This is a genomic window from Flavobacterium defluvii, from assembly GCF_900129555.1.
GTDB lineage: Bacteria > Bacteroidota > Bacteroidia > Flavobacteriales > Flavobacteriaceae > Flavobacterium > Flavobacterium defluvii.
Window position 1 is genome coordinate 89,609 of the sequence record NZ_FQWC01000003.1, and the last position, 24,384, is coordinate 113,992.

At 31.4% G+C, this 24,384-nt stretch carries 20 protein-coding genes and 1 tRNA gene; 15 read left to right on the forward strand and 6 right to left on the reverse strand.

Annotated elements, in window-relative coordinates; all coding sequences use genetic code 11:
• Window positions 1-24: 24 nt before the first annotated feature.
• From rnr to BUC29_RS08080, 3 genes are read left to right on the forward strand one after another with little or no spacing between them, the layout of a single operon-like run.
• A complete protein-coding gene (gene rnr, locus BUC29_RS08070; RefSeq protein WP_073415148.1) occupies window positions 25-2,205 on the forward strand; it encodes a ribonuclease R in 2,181 nt (726 codons plus the stop codon).
• A gap of 23 nt (window positions 2,206-2,228) precedes the next feature.
• Entirely contained in the window at window positions 2,229-2,897 is a 669-nt protein-coding gene (locus tag BUC29_RS08075; protein ID WP_073415150.1) for a head GIN domain-containing protein, read from the forward strand.
• A gap of 14 nt (window positions 2,898-2,911) precedes the next feature.
• Window positions 2,912-3,592, forward strand: coding sequence for a LysE family translocator (locus tag BUC29_RS08080; protein WP_073415152.1), 681 nt, complete (start codon window positions 2,912-2,914; stop codon window positions 3,590-3,592).
• Window positions 3,593-3,746: 154 nt separating this feature from the next.
• On the opposite strand, the gene BUC29_RS21505 is transcribed toward BUC29_RS08080, so the two are convergent.
• The 4 genes from BUC29_RS21505 to BUC29_RS08095 form a co-directional block, all read right to left on the reverse strand.
• Window positions 3,747-3,817, reverse strand: a tRNA-Cys gene (locus tag BUC29_RS21505).
• A 94-nt stretch (window positions 3,818-3,911) separates the two neighbouring features.
• A complete protein-coding gene (gene folB, locus BUC29_RS08085) occupies window positions 3,912-4,271 on the reverse strand; it encodes a dihydroneopterin aldolase (RefSeq protein WP_057115457.1) in 360 nt (119 codons plus the stop codon).
• A 2-nt stretch (window positions 4,272-4,273) separates the two neighbouring features.
• Window positions 4,274-4,570, reverse strand: a complete 297-nt coding sequence (locus BUC29_RS08090; protein ID WP_073415154.1) for a hypothetical protein — start codon at window positions 4,568-4,570, stop codon at window positions 4,274-4,276.
• Window positions 4,570-4,791 carry a hypothetical protein gene (locus BUC29_RS08095; protein WP_073415155.1) on the reverse strand — a complete coding sequence of 74 codons (222 nt, stop codon included), beginning with the start codon at window positions 4,789-4,791 and terminating at the stop codon, window positions 4,570-4,572. The genes BUC29_RS08090 and BUC29_RS08095 overlap by 1 nt, the downstream gene beginning before the upstream one ends.
• 141 nt (window positions 4,792-4,932) lie before the next feature.
• Between BUC29_RS08095 and BUC29_RS08100 the strand changes: the two genes are divergently transcribed.
• The 5 genes from BUC29_RS08100 to BUC29_RS08120 all read left to right on the forward strand — a co-directional run bounded on the left by BUC29_RS08100 (window position 4,933) and on the right by BUC29_RS08120 (window position 9,450).
• Window positions 4,933-7,050: a glutamine--tRNA ligase/YqeY domain fusion protein gene (locus BUC29_RS08100; protein ID WP_073415157.1), complete on the forward strand. Its 2,118-nt coding sequence runs from the start codon at window positions 4,933-4,935 to the stop codon at window positions 7,048-7,050.
• An 826-nt stretch (window positions 7,051-7,876) separates the two neighbouring features.
• A complete protein-coding gene (locus BUC29_RS08105; protein WP_073415159.1) occupies window positions 7,877-8,356 on the forward strand; it encodes a hypothetical protein in 480 nt (159 codons plus the stop codon).
• Window positions 8,357-8,437: 81 nt separating this feature from the next.
• Window positions 8,438-8,764 carry a YtxH domain-containing protein gene (locus BUC29_RS08110; protein WP_073415161.1) on the forward strand — a complete coding sequence of 109 codons (327 nt, stop codon included), beginning with the start codon at window positions 8,438-8,440 and terminating at the stop codon, window positions 8,762-8,764.
• A 75-nt stretch (window positions 8,765-8,839) separates the two neighbouring features.
• Window positions 8,840-9,190 carry a competence protein gene (locus tag BUC29_RS08115; RefSeq protein ID WP_073415163.1) on the forward strand — a complete coding sequence of 117 codons (351 nt, stop codon included), beginning with the start codon at window positions 8,840-8,842 and terminating at the stop codon, window positions 9,188-9,190.
• Window positions 9,191-9,195: 5 nt separating this feature from the next.
• Window positions 9,196-9,450, forward strand: coding sequence for a DUF6327 family protein (locus BUC29_RS08120; RefSeq protein ID WP_073415165.1), 255 nt, complete (start codon window positions 9,196-9,198; stop codon window positions 9,448-9,450).
• 29 nt (window positions 9,451-9,479) lie between these two features.
• Here BUC29_RS08120 and BUC29_RS08125 read toward each other — a convergent pair whose 3' ends face one another.
• The gene (locus BUC29_RS08125; RefSeq protein WP_073415167.1) at window positions 9,480-10,463 is read right to left on the reverse strand and encodes an SPFH domain-containing protein; all 984 of its coding nucleotides are present in this window, start codon (window positions 10,461-10,463) and stop codon (window positions 9,480-9,482) included.
• Between the two features lie 256 nt (window positions 10,464-10,719).
• Window positions 10,720-12,213 (reverse strand): glutamate--tRNA ligase, encoded by a 1,494-nt coding sequence (gene gltX, locus BUC29_RS08130; protein WP_073415169.1) that lies wholly within the window; start codon window positions 12,211-12,213, stop codon window positions 10,720-10,722.
• A gap of 165 nt (window positions 12,214-12,378) precedes the next feature.
• On the opposite strand from gltX, the gene BUC29_RS08135 reads away from it, so the two are divergent.
• The 7 genes from BUC29_RS08135 (at window position 12,379) to BUC29_RS08165 (ending at window position 24,369) form a co-directional block, all read left to right on the forward strand.
• Window positions 12,379-15,771, forward strand: a complete 3,393-nt coding sequence (locus tag BUC29_RS08135; RefSeq protein ID WP_073415171.1) for a coiled-coil domain-containing protein — start codon at window positions 12,379-12,381, stop codon at window positions 15,769-15,771.
• Window positions 15,768-16,187 (forward strand): rRNA maturation RNase YbeY, encoded by a 420-nt coding sequence (gene ybeY, locus BUC29_RS08140; RefSeq protein WP_073415174.1) that lies wholly within the window; start codon window positions 15,768-15,770, stop codon window positions 16,185-16,187. Before BUC29_RS08135 ends, ybeY begins: the two co-directional genes overlap by 4 nt.
• Window positions 16,188-16,797: 610 nt before the next feature.
• Window positions 16,798-18,669: a tRNA uridine-5-carboxymethylaminomethyl(34) synthesis enzyme MnmG gene (gene mnmG / locus BUC29_RS08145; protein WP_073415176.1), complete on the forward strand. Its 1,872-nt coding sequence runs from the start codon at window positions 16,798-16,800 to the stop codon at window positions 18,667-18,669.
• Between the two features lie 340 nt (window positions 18,670-19,009).
• Window positions 19,010-19,858, forward strand: a complete 849-nt coding sequence (locus tag BUC29_RS08150) for a class I SAM-dependent methyltransferase (RefSeq protein WP_073415178.1) — start codon at window positions 19,010-19,012, stop codon at window positions 19,856-19,858.
• A 684-nt stretch (window positions 19,859-20,542) separates the two neighbouring features.
• Window positions 20,543-21,115: an OmpH/Skp family outer membrane protein gene (locus BUC29_RS08155; protein WP_073415180.1), complete on the forward strand. Its 573-nt coding sequence runs from the start codon at window positions 20,543-20,545 to the stop codon at window positions 21,113-21,115.
• Between the two features lie 108 nt (window positions 21,116-21,223).
• Complete coding sequence (locus BUC29_RS08160; RefSeq protein ID WP_073415182.1) at window positions 21,224-23,503, forward strand: helix-turn-helix domain-containing protein; 2,280 nt, start codon at window positions 21,224-21,226, stop codon at window positions 23,501-23,503.
• Window positions 23,504-23,610: 107 nt separating this feature from the next.
• Window positions 23,611-24,369, forward strand: coding sequence for a hypothetical protein (locus tag BUC29_RS08165; RefSeq protein WP_073415184.1), 759 nt, complete (start codon window positions 23,611-23,613; stop codon window positions 24,367-24,369).
• Window positions 24,370-24,384 lie beyond the last annotated feature (15 nt).

A 24,384-nucleotide genomic window follows, 5' to 3' on the forward strand; every position in this document is an offset into this window, starting at 1 on the left:
TTTAAACCTTATAAGAAAAGATATATGAGTAAGAAAATTAGAAAGCCGATAAAAAAAGAGAAAGATTTCTCTGGGAAAATCCTGAAAATTTTATCGCAAAACGCTAATAAGCCATTCAATTACAAACAAATAGGAGCAAAGTTAGAATTAGACGATACAAAAAGCAGAAATCAGATTATAAAAGATTTAAAAATTCTGGCTGCTCAAAAGAAAATTATAGAAACAGAACCTGGAAAATATTTAATTAAAGCCGTTAGCCAGGATTATTATGAAGGAACGATAGATATGACGAGCAGAAAAACGGCATATTTTATTTGTGATGAATTTGAAGAAGATGTTTTTATTCCAACCAATAATTTGAATCGTGCTTTAGACAAAGATAAAGTAAAGGTTTACGTTTATAACAGAAGAAAAGGAAAAAGACCTGAAGGTGAAGTAATTGAAGTTCTTGAAAGAGATAAAACAGAGTTTGTTGGTGTAATAGATTTACAGCCAAATTTTGCTTTTGTTTCAACCGCAAATCCTAAAATGTATACCGATATTTTTATTCCAAAAGATAAAATTGGTGAAGCAGAAAATGGAGATGTAGTTTTAGTTAAAATTGAAGATTGGCCCAAAAGAGCTGATAGTCCGTTTGGATCTGTAATTAGAGTTCTCGGAAAACCTGGAGAACACAACACAGAGATTCACGCTATTTTAGCAGAATATGGATTGCCATCGGAATTTCCGATAGAAGTAGAAGTTTTTGCACAAAAACTCGATACCTCGATTCAGGAATCTGAAATTGCAAAACGTCGTGATATGCGTGATACACTTACGTTTACGATAGATCCAAAAGATGCAAAAGATTTTGATGATGCCTTGTCTTTCAAAAAGTTAGAAAACGGAAACTTTGAAATTGGCGTTCATATTGCCGATGTTTCGTATTATTTGGAAGAAGGAACAATTCTGGATGACGAAGCATATCAAAGAGCAACTTCGGTTTATTTGGTCGATAGAGTAGTGCCAATGCTTCCTGAAGTTTTATCAAATTTTGCGTGTTCACTTCGTCCGAATGAAGAGAAATATACTTTCTCTGCGATATTTGAAGTTTCGCCAACAGCTCAGGTTATTAATCAATGGTTTGGAAGAACGGTGATTTATTCAGATCAGCGTTTTGCTTACGAAGAAGCACAATATATCATTGAAACAAAAGACAATACAATTCCGGTTGATGTTTCTATTACCGGAGAATCCTATGTTGTTTCTGATGAAATTAAAGAAGCGACTTTAAAACTAGATGAATTAGCCAAGATTTTAAGAAAGAAAAGAATGCAGCAAGGCGCTATTTCTTTTGATAAAGTAGAGGTAAAATTCAATCTTGATGAAGCGGGAGAACCAGAAGGCGTATATTTTAAAATATCAAAAGATGCTAATCATTTGATTGAAGAATTTATGCTTTTGGCCAACAGAAAAGTAGCAGAATATATTGGTAAACAAAAGAAAACCTTTGTGTACCGTATTCATGACGAACCAAATGAAGATAAACTTATTGCAATGCAAACCGTAATTGCTAAATTTGGTTATAAGATTGATTTTAGAACAAAAGGCGATATAGCCAAATCAATTAACACTTTGATGGAAGAAGTAAGTGGTAAGAAAGAACAAAATCTTATTGATACTCTTGCGATTAGAAGTATGAGTAAAGCTAAATATTCGACAGATAATATTGGTCATTATGGTTTAGCTTTTGATTATTACAGCCATTTTACATCGCCAATTCGTCGTTATCCTGACGTCATGGTACATCGTTTGTTACAATATTATCTCGATGGAGGAGCATCTGTAGACGAAGAAACCTATGAAACAAAATGTCTGCATTGTTCTAATATGGAAAGTTTAGCAACAAATGCCGAACGTGACAGTATCAAATACATGCAGGTTAAATACATGCAGGATCATCAGGATGAAGAATTCCTTGGTGTTATTTCTGGTGTTACCGAATGGGGAATTTATGTTGAAATCGTTTCTAATAAATGCGAAGGAATGGTAAGAATCAGAGAAATAAAAGATGATTATTATACTTTCGACGAAAGACAATATGCTTTGGTTGGAGCTACTTCAAACCGTTTATTGCAATTGGGAGACGAAATTTATGTGAAAGTTAAAAATGCCGATTTAGTTAAAAAACAACTTGATTTTCATTTTTTAAGAAGAGCAGAATAAGTATTAATTAAAAAAATAAAAGTATGAAAAAGCTAATTATTGGAGCAGCAATTTTATTTGTACAAATGTCTTTTGGTCAGGTTACCAAAGAATTAGGAGATTTTGATACCGTAAAAGTTTACGACAAATTAAGTGTAAAATTAATTCAGTCGTCTGAAAATAAAGTTGTTGTAAAAGGAGCGCGAGAAGCAGAACTGGAAGCTGTAAATAAAAATGGCGTTTTAAAATTAAGAATGCCTTTTCCTAAACTTCTTTCAGGAAATGATCTTGAAGTAACTTTGTATTATAAACATATTGAATTGATTGATGTTAATGAAGGAGCAGAAGTTACAAGTAAAGAAACTTTAAAAGCGACTTCATTTAAAGTTAGTGCGCAGGAAGGAGGAAAAATTAACGTAGATTTGGATGTTGATAAACTAAAAGTAAGTTCAGTTTCGGGAGGAGAAATCACTGTAACTGGTAAAGCAGATAACCTTGATGCAGGATTAGGAGCAGGCGGTTATTTCCTTGGAAGTAAATTAACCACTTCTCAGACCAAAGTAAGCGTTTCTGCGGGCGGAAAAGCTGATGTTAATGCTTCGACCCTTGTCGATGCAAAAGTTAGCGCAGGAGGCTCTATTTACATTTATGGAAAACCAAAACAAATTAATCAGAAAACAGTCTTTGGAGGTAAAATCGAAGAAGTAAAATAACAAGTCGTATTTTGATGATAAATGATATTCTGGCTGGACTGCCATGGGGACTTTTTCTAAGCTTTATGGTAGGTCCGGTATTTTTTATACTATTAGAAACCAGTATTACAAAAGGATTTAGAGCTGCTATAGTTTTTGATTTCGGAGTAGTATTAGGCGATATATTTTTTATTGCAATTGCTTATTTAGGAAGTTACAGACTGATTTCCAGTTTAAAAGATAAACCTGCACTTTTTATTTTTGGTGGAATTATAATGCTGGCTTATGGCATAATTTCTTTTGTGAGATTACGAAAAGAAGAAAAAATAAACGATGAAGAGATTGATCGCGATATTATAAAAAGAAACTATGGAAGTTTATTTGTAAAGGGCTTTTTACTTAACGTTATTAACATAGGTGTTTTAGGTTTTTGGCTTGCAGTAATTATTTCTGTTGGTCCAAAATTAGAAATGCAAAACTCCAGAATGATTACTTTTTTTACTTCAGTAATTATAACTTATTTGTTAGTTGATTGTCTTAAAATATTATTAGCCAAACAATTAAAATCCAAAATGACTCCAAACAATATCTTAAAAATAAAAAAAGGAATTAGTATTGTTTTAATGGTTTTTGGAGTTGCATTAATAACACAAGGCTGGTTTCCAAAAGAAAAAGAAATGGTTAAAAACGCTTTTGAAAAGATTGAAAATAAGTAGTTGTTAATAACTCAAAAATATAAAATTAAGCCTCTGAATTTCAGAGGTTTTTTTGTGTTTATAATCTTAGTTTAGAACTTTGTCAAAGTTTCAAACTTTGACAAAGTTGACAACAAGACATAAAAAAACCTCTAAATTACTTTAGAGGTTTTTGAGGCATCGTCCGGATTCGAACCGGAGTAGGAGCTTTTGCAGAGCCCAGCCTAGCCGCTCGGCCACGACGCCATTACTTGAATGGACGGCAAAAGTAACTAAAATCTTTAAAATTCAAAAGTTTCAAAGTAACTATTTTAAAAAATTACTCTTTTAATTACAAAAATTACTTTCTTATTTCTGTCATTTTTATAGTAACTGACTCAACATCACCACCAATAGGAGGATTTATTTTAGAAACCCAAACTGTTGTTTTTTCTACCGTTTCTATCTCTGCAAGCACTCGAATATTGATTCTTTTAGCAACATGTTCCAATAAATGCGACCGAATTGCCATTTCTTCTGTCACAATTTTGTTCAAATGAACATAGTCAACAGTATCTAAAAGATGATCTGTTTCTGCAGATTTCTGTAAATTGGTTTTTATTTTTAGATCAACAGTATAATCAGATCCAATTTTTCCTTCTTCAATTAAACATCCGTGGTAAGAAAATGTACGAATGTTTTTTAGTTTTATAACTCCCATTTTTATAGTTTTATTCTTGTAGTGTTTGGATCTTGGTAATTAGAAGTTACAGCATGAACAGCAACTATTTTGTTAATTTCATCAACTGTAAAGTGAATGGTGTAAGGGAATTTCTTTAAAGGTAAAGTTCTAATGATATTATATTTTTCCTCAAAAAATGGAAATGTATTTAAAGTATCTACATACTTTTGATACTCATTAAAGAATTTTGTTCCCAAACCATTAGAAAGTGATTCATAATATTCTGCAATTTCATCTACTTCTAATTCAGCTCGTAAGAGAATAATTATTTCAAACATTATTTTTTATTCCATTTAGCGTTGAGTCTTTTTTTAGATTCTTCCCAACTTACATAATCCTCTGGTTTAGCATTTTTTATCCTTTCTAAAACCATTTCTTGTTGCCATAACGGAATTTCATTCTCAACATTTTCATCTATAGAAACATCTGGAACATGTTTAAAAAAACTAATAAAAGTTTCGTAAAAATCGTCTGGAATTGTAACGGTTAATTGTCTCATAATTCTCAATATTTATACAAAAATAATAAATAAATAAATTGCAGCTTTTGAGTTTAACGTTTCATGTTTTGCGCGACTTAGATAACTTTAAACCTGAAACCTGAAACCTTTTTTTTATCTTTGCTAAAATTACTATAAATAATGGCATCAGAAGAGAAATCACTCAATTTTATTGAACAAATCATAGAGGAAGACGTAAAATCAGGTCTTTCAAATACTAAACTTCGCTTTCGTTTTCCACCAGAACCTAATGGGTATTTACACATTGGGCACGCGAGTTCTATTGCATTAAATTTTGGTTTAGGAATTGATTATCAATCTCCTGTGAATTTACGTTTTGATGATACAAACCCTGAAAAAGAAGAACAGGAATTTGTTGATGCTATTAAAAAAGATGTAGAATGGCTGGGTTACAAATGGGCAGAAGAACGTTATGCATCTGATTATTTTCAACAATTATACGACTGGGCAGTTTTATTAATTAAAAAAGATAAAGCTTATGTAGATAGTCAGACTTCTGAAGAAATGGCGATCCAGAAAGGAACTCCAACAACTCCAGGAACTGACAGTCCGTACAGAAATCGTTCAGTTGAAGAAAATTTAGATTTATTTGAAAGAATGAAAAACGGTGAATTTGAGGCTGGTACACATATTCTTCGTGCAAAAATTGACATGAAATCAACAAACATGTTAATGCGTGATCCTATCATGTACAGAATTTTACACAAACATCACCACAGAACTGGAGATATTTGGAAGATCTATCCAATGTACGATTGGGCACACGGACAAAGTGATTATTTAGAGCAAATTTCGCACTCATTTTGTACACTGGAATTCTTGCCTCACCGTGAATTATACGATTGGTTTTTAGATCAGATTTTTGATGACAATAAGCTTCGTCCAAAGCAAAGAGAATTTGCAAGACGTAATTTATCACACACTGTTGTTAGTAAAAGAAAATTACAGCAACTAGTTAAAGAAAAGCATGTTAACGGTTGGGATGATCCAAGAATGTCAACAATTTCCGGATTAAGAAGACGTGGTTACACAGCTGCATCTTTACGTAATTTTGCGAATACAATTGGTATTGCAAAACGTGATAATTTAATCAATGTATCGGTTTTAGAATTCTGTATTCGTGAAGATTTGAACAAAATTGCACCTCGTGTAATGGCTGTTTTAGATCCTGTAAAATTGGTAATTACAAATTATCCGGAAGGAAAAGAAGAGTGGTTGGAAGCTGAAAATAATCAGGAAGATGAAAGTGCAGGTTTCAGAAAAGTACCTTTTTCTCGTGAATTATACATTGAAAGAGAAGACTTTTTAGAAGATGCTCCGGCTAAATATTTCCGTTTGACTTTAGGAAAGGAAGTTCGCCTTAAAAATGCTTATATTATTAAAGGTGAGTCAGTTATAAAAGATTCAGAAGGGAATATTACAGAAATTCATGTAACATATGACACTGATTCTTTAAGCGGAAGCGGAACTGAAGCGAGTCAAAGAAAAGTATCGGGAACCTTACATTGGGTTTCTATCAAACATGCTTTGGAAGCTGAAGTTCGTTTGTACGATCGTTTGTTTACAGATGAAGCTCCGGACAGTTATAAAGACAAAAATTTCTTAGATTTTGTGAACCCAAATTCATTAGAAATTGTAACTGGATTTGTTGAACCAAGTTTATCAACAGCTCAAAATGAAGATAAATTTCAGTTTCAACGTTTAGGTTATTTTACTGTTGATAAAGATTCAACTCCTTCAAAATTAGTGTTTAACAAAACTGTTGGACTAAAAGATGCCTGGGAAGAAAAGGGTAAAAAAGAAGAAAACAGCATCAATAATTCTTTGAAAGATATCAACAAATATTTTAAAGTTGAATCAAAACCTGAGAGAATTGCTATTGAAAGTGCAATAGGAGAAAACATCAAAAACATCTCTAGTTTTTCACTTTTACAAAATTCTTTAAAGAAAAATATCAACAATAATAAGGCTTCGCTGTTGTTTTCTCAGTTTATTTTGAAATATTCAAATTGGAAATCTACAGATTTTGAAGAAGAAGATATTAAGAAATTATATTCAATGTCCTTAAAAAGTGAATCAACTTATGTGAGATCAAAAGCACTTTTAAATTTAAGAGATATTGAAAGTGAAAGTTTCAAAAATCAATTTGATGATGAAATTTTAAAATTATATTCAAATCCACCAAAAAATGCTTCTGAAAGAGAAAAAGAAATTCTCTCTGAAATGGTGAAGAAATAAAAATAATTAGAATCTATTAAAAGCGCTTTTTATAAGCGCTTTTTTTATTATTTGTATTTTCTATTGAGATTAAAAATTTTATAAATATTTTAAATTAAAAGTGACTTTCATAGATTAATTTTAAGACATTTTTTAATTTTATTGATCTCTTGAATTCTTTTTTAGAAATAGTTTTTTAAAACTCTTTATTTTAAGTTTTGCCTTTTTTATGCATTTTTTTAATTTTCAATCTCAAAAATAGAAATTAGCTTACTTTCAAAATATTAGATAAATTTATTTATTTTAATATTTTATTAATTTTATTTATTATTTATAAAATCTATTTAAAATAAAATATTTATAGATAATATAAATTAATTTTAGCTTTCATAAATCTATTTTAAGCTAATATTTTAATTAGGTCGATATATAACTCATTTTTTGAATTATTGTTGATTTAAACCTTTTATTTAACTTTTAGCTGTTATTTTTGTCAGTTTAACTGGTTATTAACATACAATTGTTTATAAAGTTGCTATTTTTAACTCAATACCAAAAGTCAGAGATGATTTTATAAAAATTAATATTTCCGTGTAGATTTCTAATTTGATTTTCTTTAAAATAAAAAATGACATTTTCATTTTAAGATTATTTCTAAGCTGATTTCTCGAAACAACAAATTTTATGTTCAAATTTTATTGTGATTTGATTTTGATAATATTTCGCGTAAAAGGTATTTTTCAAATTAATTCATAATCATGAAATTTCCATAGCATTAGTTTTAGGCAAAATTGTTTTTATAATTCTGTTTGACATTTTTTAATTATAAAACTTAAATCTAATTATCATGAAAATTTTATATTTTACGCTAGCAATGTTATTTGCAAATATTGCAATTTCTCAAACACATCAAATTACAAAACACAACGGAGAACAACTTGATGTTAATTTCATTAAAAATGAAAACGGTTTAATTTATTATTCGTTGAACGGAAGTTCTGAAGAAATTAAAATTAGTAAATATGCCGTTTCATCAATTACCAATAAGCAGACAAAACAAACTCAAAAAATCTCTGATAAAATAATAGTAGATTCAAAAGACGATTACAAAATGGTAACTGTTCTGCCTCAGGAAAAGACAATAGGACTGAAGCAGGCTGCAAGTTTTACCGGAGTTTCGACGAGGACAAAAGGTGAACCGCCAATTGCAAATCAAAAACAAACTGCAATGAGAATCAAAACTAAATCAGCATCAAATGGTTATCCTTTTGTAAGCATTATTGAAAAAGCTGATGGAAAATATGAAGCTGTTGCTTATGTGTATTAATTATATTGTTAAATTTTAAATTTAGCAGTTTAGCCTTTTAAAAAAGAAGTATCTTTATTAATCACTTAAAACTGTAATATCATGTCAAATAATTCAAATACAATCGCAGCAATTTTAGCCGGTGCTGCAGTAGGAGCAGCTCTTGGAATCTTGTTTGCTCCCGATAAAGGATCAAAAACCAGAGCTAAAATTAAAGAAGGAATTGATGATGCAAAACATAATTTGCAGGATTCTTTTGAAGCTAGTTCTGAAGTTCTTAAAGAAAAATTTACTAGTGCAACACAAAATCTTGACGGAACTTTAACTGATATGCTTTCAAATGTAAGTCATAAAACAGAAGAAGTAATCACTTTTTTAGAATCTAAACTGGCTGATTTAAAAGCACAAAACGCTAAACTTCAAAAATAATAATTGTTTAAGAAGCACATAATTGTCTTATTTTTATAAGATGATTTTGTGCTTTTTCATTTTAAAAATATAATTATGGCTTTTGAAGAGTTAAAAGAAAATACCGAAAAAATCCAGGAACAAACTAAAGTTTACATTGACAGTCATTTAGCTTATTATAAACTCTGGGGTTTTAAAGTAGCAATGAAATCAACGACTTTGATTTTTAAGTTTACGTTGATATTATTATGTTTTAGTATGGTTTTACTTTTCGGATCTTTTGCTGCAGCGTATGCTTTTGGAGATTTATTTGGAAGTAATGCTTTGGGATTTTTGGCAGTAGGAGGGATCTATCTTTTGTTTACAATTTTACTTTTCTTTATAAAAGATAAGATTGTTGAAGGCCCAATTTTGGAGAAATTTTCAGAAATATTTTTTAATGATTGAGATTTATGGAAAAGAAAAAATACTCATCTTATGCTGAAATTGACAGAGATTTAGAAATTCTGAAACTAGAAAAAGATATTAATTATCAAAAATTAGTGCTGAGTTTTCAGAAAACCAAAGAAAGCATTACACCGCAAAATATCGTAAACGGATTTGTTTCATCTTATACAGGATATGTTAAGAATTCATTTCCAGAAATTTTACAATCTATTATACCATTTGTAATCAACTGGTTTATAAATAAAAAAAGAGGCAGTTAAGCCTCTTTTTTATTTATGTGTTAGTTTTTTTAAGCCATTTCTGTTGGCTCAGATGTATCTGATGGATTGTAGTTTATATCCGAATTGTTTGTTTTTTTAACTTTTTTAGGTTGTCTTTTCATTTCTTCTCCGATAATATTTGAAGCTGAAAAACTAGTTACCATACTGTTTAACATATCACTTGCAGCTTGTGGAGAATTTGGTAATAATATTAAATTAGAGTTAGTATCAGCTCCAATAGCTTGTAGCGTATCATAATGTTGCGTAATTACGATTAATGCAGATGCTTCCTGTGAATTGATTCCAACCTGGTTTAAAACTTCAACACTTTCTACTAATCCGCGTGCAATTTCTCTACGTTGATCTGCAATACCCTGACCTTGAAGTTTTTTACTTTCAGCTTCGGCTTTTGCTTTAGCTACAATTCTAATACGTTGTGCTTCAGATTCAAACATCGCTGCTGTTTTTTCTCTTTCGGCTGCATTGATTCTGTTCATTGCATTTTTTACCTGAATATCCGGATCAATATCTGTTACTAATGTGTTGATAATGTCATAACCATAAGTTGTCATCGCTTCGTTCAACTCTCGTTTTACAGCAATTGCAATATCATCTTTACGAACAAAAACATCATCCAAAATTAATTTAGGAACTTCTGCACGAACAACGTCAAATACATAAGCCGTAATTTGATCATGCGGATATTCTAATTTATAAAAAGCTTCGTATACATGTTCCTGTATTACTTTAAACTGAACAGAAACTTTCATTTTGATAAACACATTGTCTTTAGTTTGTGTTTCAATAAGAACATCTAATTGTTGAATTTTTAGATTTACACGACCTGCGATTCTATCAATTATTGGAAGTTTTAATTGTAAACCAGAATTTCTAACGCTTGTAAATTTTCCGAAGCGCTCTACGATAACACTTGTTTGTTGTTTTACAGTAAAGAAAGACGACATGAAAATGAAGAATGCTAATACTAATAAGATAATAAATGCTGTACTCATGGTTATATAGTTTATATTTTTGATTTTGGTAAATTACGAAAATTCTTCTAAAAGAAAATTTTAAAACATTAAAAAAACGCTAAGAACATTTATTAGATGTTTCTTAGCGTTTCTACTTTTTAACCATTAAGACATTTAGAAAATTAAGAACAAAGCTTTGTCAAGAGAATTAAGCTGAGCCTTATGAACTTTTTAAGCTTTCTTTTTTATCATTTAGTAAAGCTTAATTATCTTAATATCGTAATGGTAAATTTTTTTATAATGTTGCTATCGCTTTCTGAATTCTAGAAATAGTTTCCTCTTTTCCAATGATTTCAACAATGTCAAATAGGTGAGGACCTTTCAGAGCTCCAACTAAACTTAAACGGAAAGGCTGCATCACTTTACCCATTCCGATTTCGTTTTTTGTTAACCAATCTTTTACAATTGCTTCAATATTTGCTGAATCAAAACCATCTATATATTCAAGAGTTGAAATCAATTCCTGCATTAAAGCCGGAGTTTCCTCTTTCCAATTTTTGCTTGCTTTTTCATCATATGATGTTGGCGCCTGGAAAAAGAAATCTGTTAAATCCCAGAAATCTGAAACGAAATTTGCTCTTTCTTTAATCAATGAAACGATTCTTGTAACATCATATTTAGAAACATCAATACCTTTTTCAATCAAAATAGGAGAGAAGCTCTTCGCTAAATCGGCATCATTTTGTTTAATTAAATATTGGTGATTGAACCATTTTGCTTTTTCAATGTCAAATCTAGCCCCTGCTTTATGTACTCTATTCAAGTCAAAAGCTTCAACTAATTCCTTTAAAGAAAATAATTCTTTTTCTGTTCCATCATTCCAACCTAACAAAGCAAGGAAGTTTATTAATGCATCTGGTAAATACCCGTCACCTTTAAATCCTTTTAGCTCTTTCCAATCTAAAGGAAATACTGGAAATCCACCGATTTCACCATCACGTTTTGATAATTTTCCTTTTCCATCAGGTTTTAGAATCAAAGGTAAGTGAGCAAATTCCGGAGCATCCCAACCAAAAGCTCTGTATAATAAAACGTGAAGTGGCATAGATGGAAGCCATTCTTCACCACGAATAACATGAGAAGTTTCCATCAAATGATCATCCACAATATTTGCTAAATGGTAGGTTGGCATTCCGTCACTTTTGAAAAGAACTTTATCATCAAGTAAACTTGTTTCAAACTTAACATCTCCACGAATGATATCTGTTAAGTGTAAAGTTTCATCAACCGGAGTTTTAAAACGAATCACATAATGTTCTCCATTTTCAATTCTTTTAGAAACTTCTTCAGCAGAAATTACTAATGAGGTATCTAATTTTTCACGATTTGTATGATTGTAAATAAATGTTTTTCGTTGTGTTTCGTGCTCTTTTCTTAATGCAGTTAAAGATTCTGGAGTATCAAAAGCATAATATGCCCATCCTGAATTGATCAATTTGTCAGCATAATTTTTATATAATTCTTTGCGTTCACTTTGTCTATAAGGACCAAATTTTTCATTTTTTCCAACGGTTTCATCAGGAGAAATTCCTAACCATTCTAGTGCTTCCATAATATAAGCTTCAGCACCTGGAACAAAACGTGTCTGATCTGTATCTTCGATTCTCAGATAAAAAACACCGTTATGTTTTTTTGCAAATAAATAATTAAATAGGGCAGTACGAACTCCGCCAATATGTAATGCTCCTGTTGGACTTGGTGCAAAACGCACACGAACTTGCTTTGACATTTGTTTAAAATTTTGTTGCAAAGATACGATATTAGTCAAAAGCCAAAAGTCGAAAGTCTGAAAGGTTTTTAGTTGTGTGCTAAACTTTTGACTTTCGACTTTTGACTTTCAGACTTATCGTTATAATTACTACTTTTATAGGTTATAATTAAAAGAGATTTTATTTTGAAAACATCATCTGCAATATATCAGAAGTTAGAAGGATTTATAAAGAAATATTACATGAACGAATTGATAAAAGGAGGACTTCTTTTTATTGGTTTCGGACTTTTGTATTTTTTATTTACACTTTTTATAGAGTATTTTCTTTGGCTGAAACCATTAGGAAGAACACTTTTATTCTGGATATTTATTGCCGTAGAAGTTTTTCTGCTGTTTCGTTTCATCTTATTTCCAATTTTTAAGCTGTTCAAACTTCAAAAAGGAATCGATTATAATCAGGCTTCGGCAATTATTGGAAATCATTTTACGGAAGTAAGTGATAAGCTAACGAATTTTTTACAGCTTTCTTCTAATGAAAATTCAGCTGAAAGTTCAGAATTAATGTTGGCTTCTATCGAACAAAAAGCAAATTCATTGCAGCCAATTCCATTTGGAAATGCCATTAATTATAAATCAAATAAAAAGTATTTGCCATTGGCTTTGATTCCGGTTTTGCTTTTTGCGGTGTTTTTTATCTCTGGAAACAGCAATATAATTTCGCAGAGTTTTAATAGAGTAGTGCATTTCAATTCTGCATTTTTGCCACCGGCTCCTTTCAAATTTGTTGTTTTGAATGACAAACTTCAAACAGAACAAAACAAAGACTTTATTGTAAAAGTAGAAACTGAAGGAAACGTTGTTCCCGAAAATGTGATGATTCATATTGGCAACGAAAGCTATTTTATGGAATCTTCTCAAACAGGAAAATTCGAATTCAAGATTGAAAAGCCAACGTCGGATATAGCATTTTCTTTTGAAGGAAATTCAGTTTCATCAAATGAATATGAATTAAAAGTTATCACTGTTCCGTCGATTGCCAACTTCGAAATGGTTCTAAATTTTCCATCATATTTGAAAAAGAAATCAGAAACTATTCAGGGAACCGGCAATGCAATTGTACCAGAAGGAACAACTGTAACCTGGAAAATGTCTACAAAGTCAACTCAGGAAATTGTTTGGAAAGACGAGAATTCTGTATTAAAATTTAATAAAGTAGATGACAATTTTAAGTTAGTAAAAAGCATTAATCAGAATACGGAATACCAAATTCTGACTTCAAACAACAAAGTTAAGAACTACGAAAAATTAGATTATCAATTGTCGGTTATTAAAGATCAGCATCCAACAATCACGGTTTCTCCAGCTCCTGATAGTTTAAAATTAGATAAGAATTATGTTTTAGGAAGACTTGGTGACGACTACGGTTTATCGAAATTGCAGATTGTTTATTACGAACATGGCAAACCACAAACGGCAAAACGCGGAACAATTCCTGTAAAGCAAACTGTATTTGATCAGTTTGTTTTTAACTTTCCGAGTAATCTTCCTGTAGAGGAAGGAGTATCTTATGAATACTATTTTGAGGTTTTTGATAACGATGCATTGCACGGATTTAAGAGTACAAAATCTTCTACATTTTCTGATAGAGTTGCTACAACAGATGAAATTCAGGATGCGGAATTACAACAGCAAAATGCCAATATTAATAGTTTATCTAAATCATTAAAGAACCAGGAAAAGCAATTTTCTGAAATGGATAAACTAAAAAATACGGGAAAAGAAAAAGATAATTTAGAGTTTAAAGATCAGCAAAAAGTAAATGATTTTATCAAACGTCAGAAGCAACAAGACGAAATGATGAAGCAGTTTGCTGAAAAAATGAATAAGAATTTAGATAAATACAATACCGATAAGAAAGATAAAACTGCCGAAGATTTACAAAAGCGTCTGGATAATGCCGAGAAAGATTTAGAGAAAAATCAGAAATTGATGGATGAGTTGAAGAACTTAAATGATAAATTAAACAGCGAAGAGTTGTTTGATAAGATGGAAAAGTTCAAACAAATCAGTAAAAACCAATCTCGTAATTTAGAACAATTAGTTGAGTTAACCAAGCGTTTCTATGTAGAAAAAAAAGCTAATCAGGTTGCCGAAAAATTAAATAAGCTTGCAGAAAAACAAGAACAGCTTTCTAATAAAGACAGTGAAAATACCAAAGAGAAGCAGGACGAAATCAATAAATCATTTGATAAAATACAGGAAGACCTTAAAGATTTGAAAGATGAAAATAATTCTTTGAAGTCACCAATGGATATTCCAAAAGATGCTTCAAAAGAAAAAGATGTCGAAAACGATTTGAATAAAGCTTCTGAAGAATTGAATAAAAAGAATACTTCATCTGCAAAGACAAAACAAAAAAGTGCTTCAAAGAAAATGAAGTCAATGGCTGAACAAATGCAGTCGAGTATGGAAGGTGGAGAGCAGGAACAATTAGAAGAAGATGTTGCAATGCTTCGTCAAATTCTGGATAATCTTTTAGCATTTTCATTATCTCAGGAAGACGTAATGAAACAATTTAAATCGATGAAATTAGGTTCTTCTGCTTATACGAAGAACATCAAAATTCAGCAAAATTTAAAACAACAATTCCGTCATGTCGATGATAGCTTGTTTGCAATGTCACTTAGAAATCCAAAAATTGCAGAAGATGTTACTAAGGAAATAGGAAATGTACAATATAATATGGATAAAGCAATTGAAGTTTTAACCGATGTTCAAATCCCAAAGGGAGTTTCGCATCAGCAATATGCTGTTTCATCTGCAAACAAATTAGCCGATTTTTTAAGTGACCTTTTAAATAATATGCAGATGCAAATGTCTAAACCGGGAGCAGGAAAACCAAAACCCGGAGACGGACAAGGAATGCAATTACCGGATATCATTCAAAAACAAAAAGGTCTTGCTGATAAAATGAAAGAAGGAATGAAGCCGGGAGATAAACCCGGAAGTGGTCAGCAAGGAAAAAGCGGTGATGGTAAACAAGGTCAGAATAGCGGACAAGGTAAAGATGGAAATGGAAAAGACGGAAAGAATGGTCAGGGCAAAAACGGACAAGGAAGCAATGGAGAAGAAAAAGGTAAAGATGGAAAAGAGGGTGATGATGGCGAAGGAGATGCTGAAAAGATAATGGAGATTTATAAAGAGCAGGTTAAACTTCGTGAAGCTTTACAAAAAGAGTTAGCCAAAAAAGGATTAGATGCACAAGGCAGACCTGTAATCGAACAGATGAAAGCTTCCGAAAAACAAATATTAAATAAAGGATTTAAAAATGAAAACCTGCAGAGAATTTTAAATATTCAGCAAGAATTACTAAAATTAAATAATGCAGTTCAGGAACAAGGTCAAGATACGAAGCGTCAATCTGAAACAAATAAAGTTGAATTTTCTAATCGATCAAATGCGTTACCAAGTTCATTAACTGAATATTTAAATAGTGTGGAAATTTTAAATAGACAATCGCTACCTTTGCGCTCGAATTTTAATCAAAAGGTTCAAGAATATTTTAATACAAAATGATAAACTTTAATTACGAAACAGAATTTTCTTTAGATAACGAACAAGTTTTTGCTGATTGGCTGAGTGCTGTTATTGTTTCTGAAAAGAAGAATGAAGGAGAAATAAATTATATTTTTTGTGATGATGAATATCTACATAAGATAAATGTAGAATATCTAGATCATGATACGCTAACAGATATTATCAGTTTTGATTACACAGTTGGTAACGAAATCAGCGGTGATATTTTTGTTTCTGTAGAAAGAGTAGAAGATAACGCAAAAGATTTTAATGTATCTTTTGAAGAAGAATTGAAACGTGTACTTGCTCATGGTATATTGCATTACTGCGGATACAAAGATAAAAGTGATGCAGATGCAGAATTGATGCGTTCAAAAGAAGATGAAAAGATCGCGATGTTTCACGTGGAACAGTAATTAAACATCTAAAAAAAAGAAAACATGTTTCACGTGGAACACGTTTTATAAAGTTTGAAATTTGTGTTTCACGTGAAACGTTTTTGAATTTTAAACTTAAATGTTTTCGTTCCACGTGGAACAGTTGAATATTATTTTGAAATATTTTTTTTAGGAATTTTGATTTGAAATTTTAAAATTATAAAGTGTAATAATTGTGTTCCACGTGAAACAGTTAGTGAATTTTTTTAGTTTGTAAATTGATTATTTGTTCCACGTGAAACATAATTTAAAACTTTTTAGGATTGATTTTTGAAATTTTAAAATTTGAGTTTTCTGGAAAGCGTATATAGATTTTTTGAAAATGTCTGTATTTAAAATTTGGTTCCACGTGGAACCAAATAGATTAAGAATTTTGGTTTGAATTTAATTCGAATTAAAAAGTAAAGGATATAAGATTAGAGAAGTAAAGTTTGTTCGAAAGAATGGTGAACTTGAAACTTGAAACTCCAAACCTGAAAACTTCAAAACCTGAAACAAAAAAAATAAAACCGTTCCACGTGGAACAAAGAGAAAATAAAGTTAATTCTGAGAACTGCCTTAAACGGTTTCCAGAGAATAATAAAACAAAATGTTTTTAGAAGAATACGATGTTATTGTAGTTGGTGCAGGTCATGCAGGATCTGAAGCCGCGGCAGCGGCCGCAAATTTAGGATCCAAAACTTTGTTGGTTACAATGAGTTTGCAAAACATTGCCCAGATGTCTTGCAACCCTGCAATGGGAGGAATTGCAAAAGGACAAATTGTTCGCGAAATCGACGCGCTTGGAGGTTACTCCGGAATCGTTTCAGATCGAACTGCAATTCAGTTCAAGATGCTGAACAAATCAAAAGGACCAGCAATGTGGTCGCCAAGAGTTCAAAGTGACAGAATGCGTTTTGCAGAAGAATGGAGAATGATGCTGGAGGGAACTCCAAATTTAGATTTTTACCAGGAGATGGTAAAAGGTCTGATTATCGAAGACGGAAAAATAAAAGGAATAAGAACTTCGCTCGGAGTTGAAATTCGATCCAAATCGGTTGTGTTGACAAACGGAACTTTTTTGAACGGATTAATTCATATTGGAGAAAAACAATTCGGCGGAGGTAGAGCAGGTGAAAGTGCCGCAACCGGAATTACCGAAGATTTGATTAAAGCCGGCTTCGAAGCTGGAAGAATGAAAACAGGAACGCCGCCACGAGTTGATGGTCGTTCTTTGGATTATTCGAAAATGAATGAAGAAAAAGGAGATGAGAAACCAGATAAGTTTTCATATTCTGATTTGACAAAACCTTTAACGCAACAACGTTCTTGTTACATGACATACACTTCGCTGGATGTTCATGATATTTTGAGAGAAGGTTTTGATCGTTCGCCAATGTTCAACGGAAGAATAAAAAGTTTGGGCCCGAGATATTGTCCTTCGATCGAAGATAAAATTAATCGTTTTGCAGATAAAGAACGTCACCAGCTTTTTGTTGAACCGGAAGGATGGAATACTTGTGAAGTTTATGTAAATGGGTTTTCAACTTCGCTTCCGGAAGATATTCAGTTTAAAGCATTGCGTTCTGTTGCCGGTTTTGAAAACGTGAAATTCTTCCGTCCGGGTTACGCAATTGAATATGATTATTTTCCGCCGACACAATTAAAACATACTTTGGAAACAAAGTTAGTTGAAGGATTATATTTTGCCGGACAAATTAATGGAACGACAGGATATGAAGAAGCTGCTTCGCAAGGTTTGATGGCCGGAATAAATGCGCATTTAAAAGTGCATGAAAAAGCGCCGTTAATTTTAAAACGTGATGAAGCGTATATTGGAGTTTTGATCGACGACTTAATTACGAAAGGAACAGAAGAACCTTATCGTATGTTTACGTCAAGAGCAGAATATAGAACTTTACTGCGACAAGATAATGCCGATTTCAGATTGACGCCAATGTCATACGAAATTGGTTTAGCTTCTGAAGATCGATTAAGAAGAATGGAATACAAATTGAACGAGTCTGAAAAGATGGTTTCATTCTTTAGAGAAACGAGTGTAACGGTTGCAGAAACAAATCCAATTTTGGAAGCGAAAGAATCGGCACCAATTTCTCAAGGCGATAAAATGTTTAAAGTTTTTTCACGTCCGCAGATTGATTTAGAAGATATGCTGAAATTTGAAAAAGTAGCAGCTTATGTGGAAGAAAATAAATTAGACAAAGAAGTTTTAGAGCAAGCCGAAATTCAGGTTAAATATTCTGGCTATATCGAAAAGGAAAGAAACAATGCTGATAAACTTACTCGTTTAGAAGAAGTGAAAATTCCGGACAATTTCGATTACCATAAAATCAAATCTATGTCAATTGAGGCAAAACAAAAATTAAGTAAAATTCGTCCCGTTACAATTTCGCAGGCATCAAGAATCAGCGGAGTTTCACCAAGTGATATTTCTGTGCTTTTGATTTATATGGGAAGATAATAATTTTAGATTTCTGATTTTAGATTTTAGATTGTTTTAATCTGTTTTACGTGAAACTTAAAATGTTTTATGTTAGTCCAGTTTTTTAGATTCCATCAAATAATCTAAAATCTAAAATCAGAAATCTAAAATATAAATTGTTCCACGTGAAACTATTTTTTGAAAAAATCATTTTTAGTTTCCTGTAGAATAAAAATATTCAAAATTTGTAAAGATGAACTTTGTTCATCTTTTTACGATTTGGAGAAAATAGAAAAAATAAAAATTGTTTAGATGAATGAAATTTCCATCTTTGCAAAATTCAATGCCGAAATTATATTTAAAAACTATTAATTAAAAAATGGACGTTTTAAACAAAAAACATTTTCTTACTGTAAAAGACCATTCTGTTTCGCAAGAAATTTTCGATTTGTATTATGATGAAGATCTCGATATGCTGATCACATCTCCGCAGCCGGATTTAGAAAATTTAGGAAGATATTACGAAAGCGAAGATTATATTTCGCACACAGATAATAAACGTTCGATTTTTGAAAAAGCATATCATTTTGTAAAAAGTATCGCTTTAAAAAATAAACTGAATTTAATTAATTCAGAACAATCGCAAAAAGGAAAAATTTTAGACATTGGAGCAGGAACCGGAGATTTTTTATTAACTGCAAAAAATGACGGCTGGAATGTAATTGGTATTGAACCGAGCGACCGGGCAAAAAATATTGCAAAGCAAAAAGGAATTTCATTTGTGGAAGAAACAGCTTCTTTAGAAAATAATTCTTTTGACGTAATTACAATGTGGCACGTTTTGGAACACGTTCCAAATTTAGAAAATCAAATTAACGAATTGAAGCGTTTATTAAAACCAACTGGAACATTAATTGTTGCGGTTCCAAATTTCAAATCATTCGATGCAAAACATTACGGAGAATTTTGGGCAGCATTTGATGTGCCAATTCATTTTTGGCATTTTTCGAAAAAAGCGATAAAATCACTTTTTGAAAAAGTCGACATGAAATTAGAAAAAGTACTTCCAATGAAATTTGATTCATTTTATGTGAGTCTTCTTTCTGAAAAATACAAAACCGGAAAAATGAATTTTATCAAAGCATTTTTCATCGGTTTAAAATCAAATTTAAAAGCGTCTGGTACAAAAGAGTATTCATCGCACATTTATGTGCTAAAAAACAACTAAAACGTAAAATAAGCGTATTTAAGGCGTTTTCTCAGGTAAACTGAGGGTTTGTGTTGTATTTTTTGATAAAACAGCTCTAATAAAAGCTATGAAAGTCACTTTTAATAGTGATATTTTATAGCTTTTTTTGCTTTCATAAAGAAAACTAATGACTCAAAAATTGACTTATTTTTGAATTTTTGTCTTGAATTTTTGTCTTTCAAATTCTAAATTTTAACGAACAAAAAATTTTGGTTTTTTGTTTTGTGATTTTTTTGAAAAATGAAAAATTTAGTAAAACGTCTCAAAAGAAATTTTTCACCTTAAAATTTCGAAAAAGACGAAATTTTAAATTTGAATTTTTTTTGCTTGTTCACTTTTGAAGAATTTTTGATCAAATTTTGAAATAGAAGTTTAAAAAAGTTTTCGTGAGAGATTTATCAGCTTAAAAACAGCTAAAACTCAAAATAAGCAGATTTAAGGCGTTTTCTAAGACAAAATGAGGGTTTATGTTGTGTTTTTAAAGAAGTCTTCACTAATGTAAAGTATGAAAGCCGATTTTAATAGTGATACTTTATAGGATAATTTTTAGTTATAAATAAAACCAATATCATAAATTTATAGCATTTTTTAAACTTTATGTTGATGCTATTTATTTTTTTATATTTTTGTCTTCAATACAATAAAAAATTAGAAATTTAAAAAATGAAAAAAGCATTAGTAATTACCGCACTTTCAATTTTGGTTGTTTCGTGTAATAAAGCGACAGAAGCTAAAGAAGTAAAAACAGCTTATGTAGATACTTCAGTTTTGATGAAAGAGTACACTGAAGCAAAAGATCTTGAGGCTAAATACAAAGCTCAGGCAGAAGAAAAAGGAAGACAACTACAAGCTGAAATTACTCGTTTTAAACAAGACGCTGCTAATTTTCAAAGCCAGGCACAAGCAAATGGTCAAGCTTGGGCACAACAAAGAGGAGCAGAATTGCAAAAAAGAGAGCAGCAATTAGGATATGCTCAACAAGCTTTATCACAGCAATTACAACAAGAAAGTGGTGTAGAGATGGATTCTCTTATTAGTGGAGTTAAAAAATTCATCAAAGATTACGGTAAGAAAAATGGCTATTCTTATATCTATGGAACAGGTGATGCAGCAACAGTATTATATGCTGAAGACAAGTATGACATCACAAAGGAAATAGTTAAAGCTTTGAATGATAAATACAAAGCTGGAAAAACAGAAGAAAAACCAGCTGTTAAAGAAGAAGCTAAAAAATAAAAACTACCAAACTAACTAAAACTAAAATTGAGAAACCTAAATCCACAACGGATTTAGGTTTTTTTCTTTTATAAAAATGAGATATTTTTGACATTTAATACCTGCCGAATGCAAAACGTTTCTGAAGCTGCAGCTTACACTTTACAATTCATAAATCAAACCCAAAAATCAATCTTCCTTACTGGTAAAGCCGGTACTGGAAAAACTACCTTATTGCGGGAAATTATTGCAACAACACATAAAAACACAGTAGTTGTGGCACCAACAGGAATTGCAGCTTTAAATGCAGGCGGCGTAACGATTCACTCTATGTTTCAGCTGCCGTTTTCGGCTTTTATTCCTTCATATCAGGAAAGTTCTCAGTTTACAGAAACCGTAAAGTTTGAAAACAAAGAATCGCTTCGCAGACATTTCAAAATGAATAACGTAAAGCGAAATGTAATTCGCAATATGGAACTGCTGATTATCGATGAAGTGAGTATGCTTCGCGCTGATTTACTGGATGCTATCGATTTTATGATGCAGACAGTTCGCAGAAATACCAGAGCTTTTGGCGGCGTTCAGGTGCTTTTTATTGGAGATTTATTGCAGCTTCCGCCTGTAATACGGGATGAAGAATGGCGGACTTTACGTAATTATTACAAAGGAAAATTCTTTTTTCATTCCCATGTCATCCAACAGAATCCGCCGTTATATATTGAATTATCAAAGATTTACCGTCAGAGCGATGATGTTTTCATTTCGGTTTTAAATAATCTTCGAAACAATCAGATTACAAAAGAAGATATCGAGGTTTTAAACCAATACGTAAAACCAGATTTTGATTTAAAAATGAATCCGGGATATATAACTCTTACTACTCATAATGCAAAAGCGGATGCCATTAACGAACAGGCAATTAATGATTTAGCAGGAAATGAATTTGTTTATCAGCCTTTTGTAGTAGGAGATTTTCCAGAGAAAATTTTTCCGGTAGAAGAAAATTTAAAGCTGAAAGTGGGTGCTCAGATTATGTTTGTAAAGAATGATTTATCATTTGAAAAAAGGTATTTTAACGGAAAAATGGGCATAATAAAATCACTTTCTGATCAGGAAATTTTTGTTCATTTTCCTGAAGAAAATAAAACCATTGAAGTAGAAAAATACGAATGGAAAAACATTCGATACAAAGTAAACGAACTCACCAAAGAGATCGAAGAAGAGGTTTTGGGTACCTTTGCCCATTATCCGATAAAATTAGCCTGGGCAATTACAGTTCACAAAAGCCAGGGATTAACCTTTGAAAAAGCTGCGCTCGACGTATCGCAGGTTTTTTTGCCCGGACAGGCCTATGTAGCACTTTCGCGTTTAACGTCCTTAAACGGGCTAATTTTGCTGTCTTCGATACAAATGAACGGACTTTCGAACGATCAGGATGTTATGGATTATGCTTTAAACAAAGCAACAGAAGACGATCTGAAAAATTCACTGCATTTTGAAACCAAAAATTTTATTCATAACTATTTGATAAACAGTTTCAATTGGACAGATTTAGCACAAGAATGGAGAAATCACCGTTTTAGTTATAATGAAAATGCCGTTGCCTCAGAAAAATCAAAACATTCGGTATGGGCGCATAAACGCATGGATACAATTGAAGCACTGATAGATCCATCGCAAAAATTCATTCAGCAGCTTAATAAAATCTTTAGCAAAGAAACAGTCGATTTATTGTTTGTAAAGGAAAGAGTAGAGGCCGCTTACGACTACTTTTTTAAGCCAATGGATAAATTAGTTTTAGATCTTTTAAGCAAAATGGCTGAAATACAGAAATTTAAAAAAGTAAAAGAATTTTATGAAGAATTATCTCTGCTGGACGATCTGCAGACAAAAGCGGTTTTACGTTTGATGAAAGCCAAACTGCTGGTTGAAATTGTCGTTTCTCGTGAAACAATCAGTAAAGACAGTCTTACCTCTCCGGCAATTAAAAATTATAAAATTGAAAGAATTTCTAAAATCAAAGAAGAGTTTAAAATTGCAAATACAGACATGTTTCAGGTTGATGAACCTGTAATACGTTATTCTGCAAAAAAAGTAGATAAAACTGCCGAAAATGGCCCAAAAAAGACCACAGTAGAAGAAACGTACGAACTCTGGCTTGCGAAAAACTCAATTGAAGATATAGCACGCATTAGAAAACTTACTATACAAACGGTCGAATCCCATTTAATAAAACTTATCCAGGCTAAAAAAGTTGATATTTCTGATGTGCTTCCGTATGATAAAATCCTTGCTTTACGTGATGCATTCGAATTCTATGCCGAAGAATCACTAAGTCCGTTAAAAGAAAAATACGGGGATGAATTTACATGGGATGAACTTAAGATGTTTAAAGCAAGCATAAACTGATTATAGATTTTCCACGAAGCTTCAATTTAAAATTGATTTTGTAACTTAGAGTTTAATAGTCATAAATTTTAAGTAATTTCCATAAAAACATTATGTAAAATAGAAACATGAAAAAGCTTATATACATCACATTAGTTATTTTTTCTGTCACGAATGTCACGGGTCAGGAATTGAAAAAAGAATACCAAAAGTTTATTCAAACTTTTATTGAGAACGTAAAAGGAGATAAGAAAGAAGCAATTGCTAATATGATATCTTATCCGTTAAAAAGAGAAAATCCAATTCCTTCAATTAAAAATAAAGCGGAATTTATTAAACGATATTCTGAAATTTTTGATGCCAGTTTGAAGAAAGAAATAACATCGTCAAAAACCAATAAAGACTGGTCTGAAGTAGGCTGGAGAGGAATTATGCTGAATGATGGAACACTTTGGTTTGATACTGATGGAAAATTGAAAACAATCAATTATCAGTCAAAATTTGAGAAAGATTTAAAGGCAAAGCTAATTTCTTCACAAAAGGATAAACTACATCCAAGCATAGCTAAGTTTAAAAACCCGGAATATGTTTTAGAAACATCAAAATTTAGAATTAGAATTGATGATATGGGAAATGAAAATTACAGATATGCTTCCTGGTCTGTAAAGCAAAAAATGAGTGATAAACCGGATTTAATTGTCAACAACGGAAAATGGTTTGCTGATGGCAGCGGCGGAAATCATAATTTTGAGTTTAAAAAAGGAAATTATATATACACCTGCTATATTATCGTATTAGGTGAAAAAGGTTCGCCACCGGCGCAGTTAGTCATCACACAAAACGGAAAAGAAATCCTTTCTCAGAATGCCAAAATTGTTTCACGATAAACAAAAACCCGATTC

Bases quoted from the DNA above. Each gene is read 5' to 3' on its own strand.
- rnr (WP_073415148.1), top strand. From the start codon at position 25: ATGAGTAAGAAAATTAGAAAGCCGATAAAAAAAGAGAAAGATTTCTCT.
- BUC29_RS08075 (WP_073415150.1), top strand. From the start codon at position 2,229: ATGAAAAAGCTAATTATTGGAGCAGCAATTTTATTTGTACAAATGTCT.
- BUC29_RS08080 (WP_073415152.1), top strand. From the start codon at position 2,912: ATGATAAATGATATTCTGGCTGGACTGCCATGGGGACTTTTTCTAAGC.
- folB (WP_057115457.1), bottom strand. From the start codon at position 4,271: ATGGGAGTTATAAAACTAAAAAACATTCGTACATTTTCTTACCACGGA.
- BUC29_RS08090 (WP_073415154.1), bottom strand. From the start codon at position 4,570: ATGTTTGAAATAATTATTCTCTTACGAGCTGAATTAGAAGTAGATGAA.
- BUC29_RS08095 (WP_073415155.1), bottom strand. From the start codon at position 4,791: ATGAGACAATTAACCGTTACAATTCCAGACGATTTTTACGAAACTTTT.
- BUC29_RS08100 (WP_073415157.1), top strand. From the start codon at position 4,933: ATGGCATCAGAAGAGAAATCACTCAATTTTATTGAACAAATCATAGAG.
- BUC29_RS08105 (WP_073415159.1), top strand. From the start codon at position 7,877: ATGAAAATTTTATATTTTACGCTAGCAATGTTATTTGCAAATATTGCA.
- BUC29_RS08110 (WP_073415161.1), top strand. From the start codon at position 8,438: ATGTCAAATAATTCAAATACAATCGCAGCAATTTTAGCCGGTGCTGCA.
- BUC29_RS08115 (WP_073415163.1), top strand. From the start codon at position 8,840: ATGGCTTTTGAAGAGTTAAAAGAAAATACCGAAAAAATCCAGGAACAA.
- BUC29_RS08120 (WP_073415165.1), top strand. From the start codon at position 9,196: ATGGAAAAGAAAAAATACTCATCTTATGCTGAAATTGACAGAGATTTA.
- BUC29_RS08125 (WP_073415167.1), bottom strand. From the start codon at position 10,463: ATGAGTACAGCATTTATTATCTTATTAGTATTAGCATTCTTCATTTTC.
- gltX (WP_073415169.1), bottom strand. From the start codon at position 12,213: ATGTCAAAGCAAGTTCGTGTGCGTTTTGCACCAAGTCCAACAGGAGCA.
- ybeY (WP_073415174.1), top strand. From the start codon at position 15,768: ATGATAAACTTTAATTACGAAACAGAATTTTCTTTAGATAACGAACAA.
- mnmG (WP_073415176.1), top strand. From the start codon at position 16,798: ATGTTTTTAGAAGAATACGATGTTATTGTAGTTGGTGCAGGTCATGCA.
- BUC29_RS08150 (WP_073415178.1), top strand. From the start codon at position 19,010: ATGGACGTTTTAAACAAAAAACATTTTCTTACTGTAAAAGACCATTCT.
- BUC29_RS08155 (WP_073415180.1), top strand. From the start codon at position 20,543: ATGAAAAAAGCATTAGTAATTACCGCACTTTCAATTTTGGTTGTTTCG.
- BUC29_RS08160 (WP_073415182.1), top strand. From the start codon at position 21,224: ATGCAAAACGTTTCTGAAGCTGCAGCTTACACTTTACAATTCATAAAT.
- BUC29_RS08165 (WP_073415184.1), top strand. From the start codon at position 23,611: ATGAAAAAGCTTATATACATCACATTAGTTATTTTTTCTGTCACGAAT.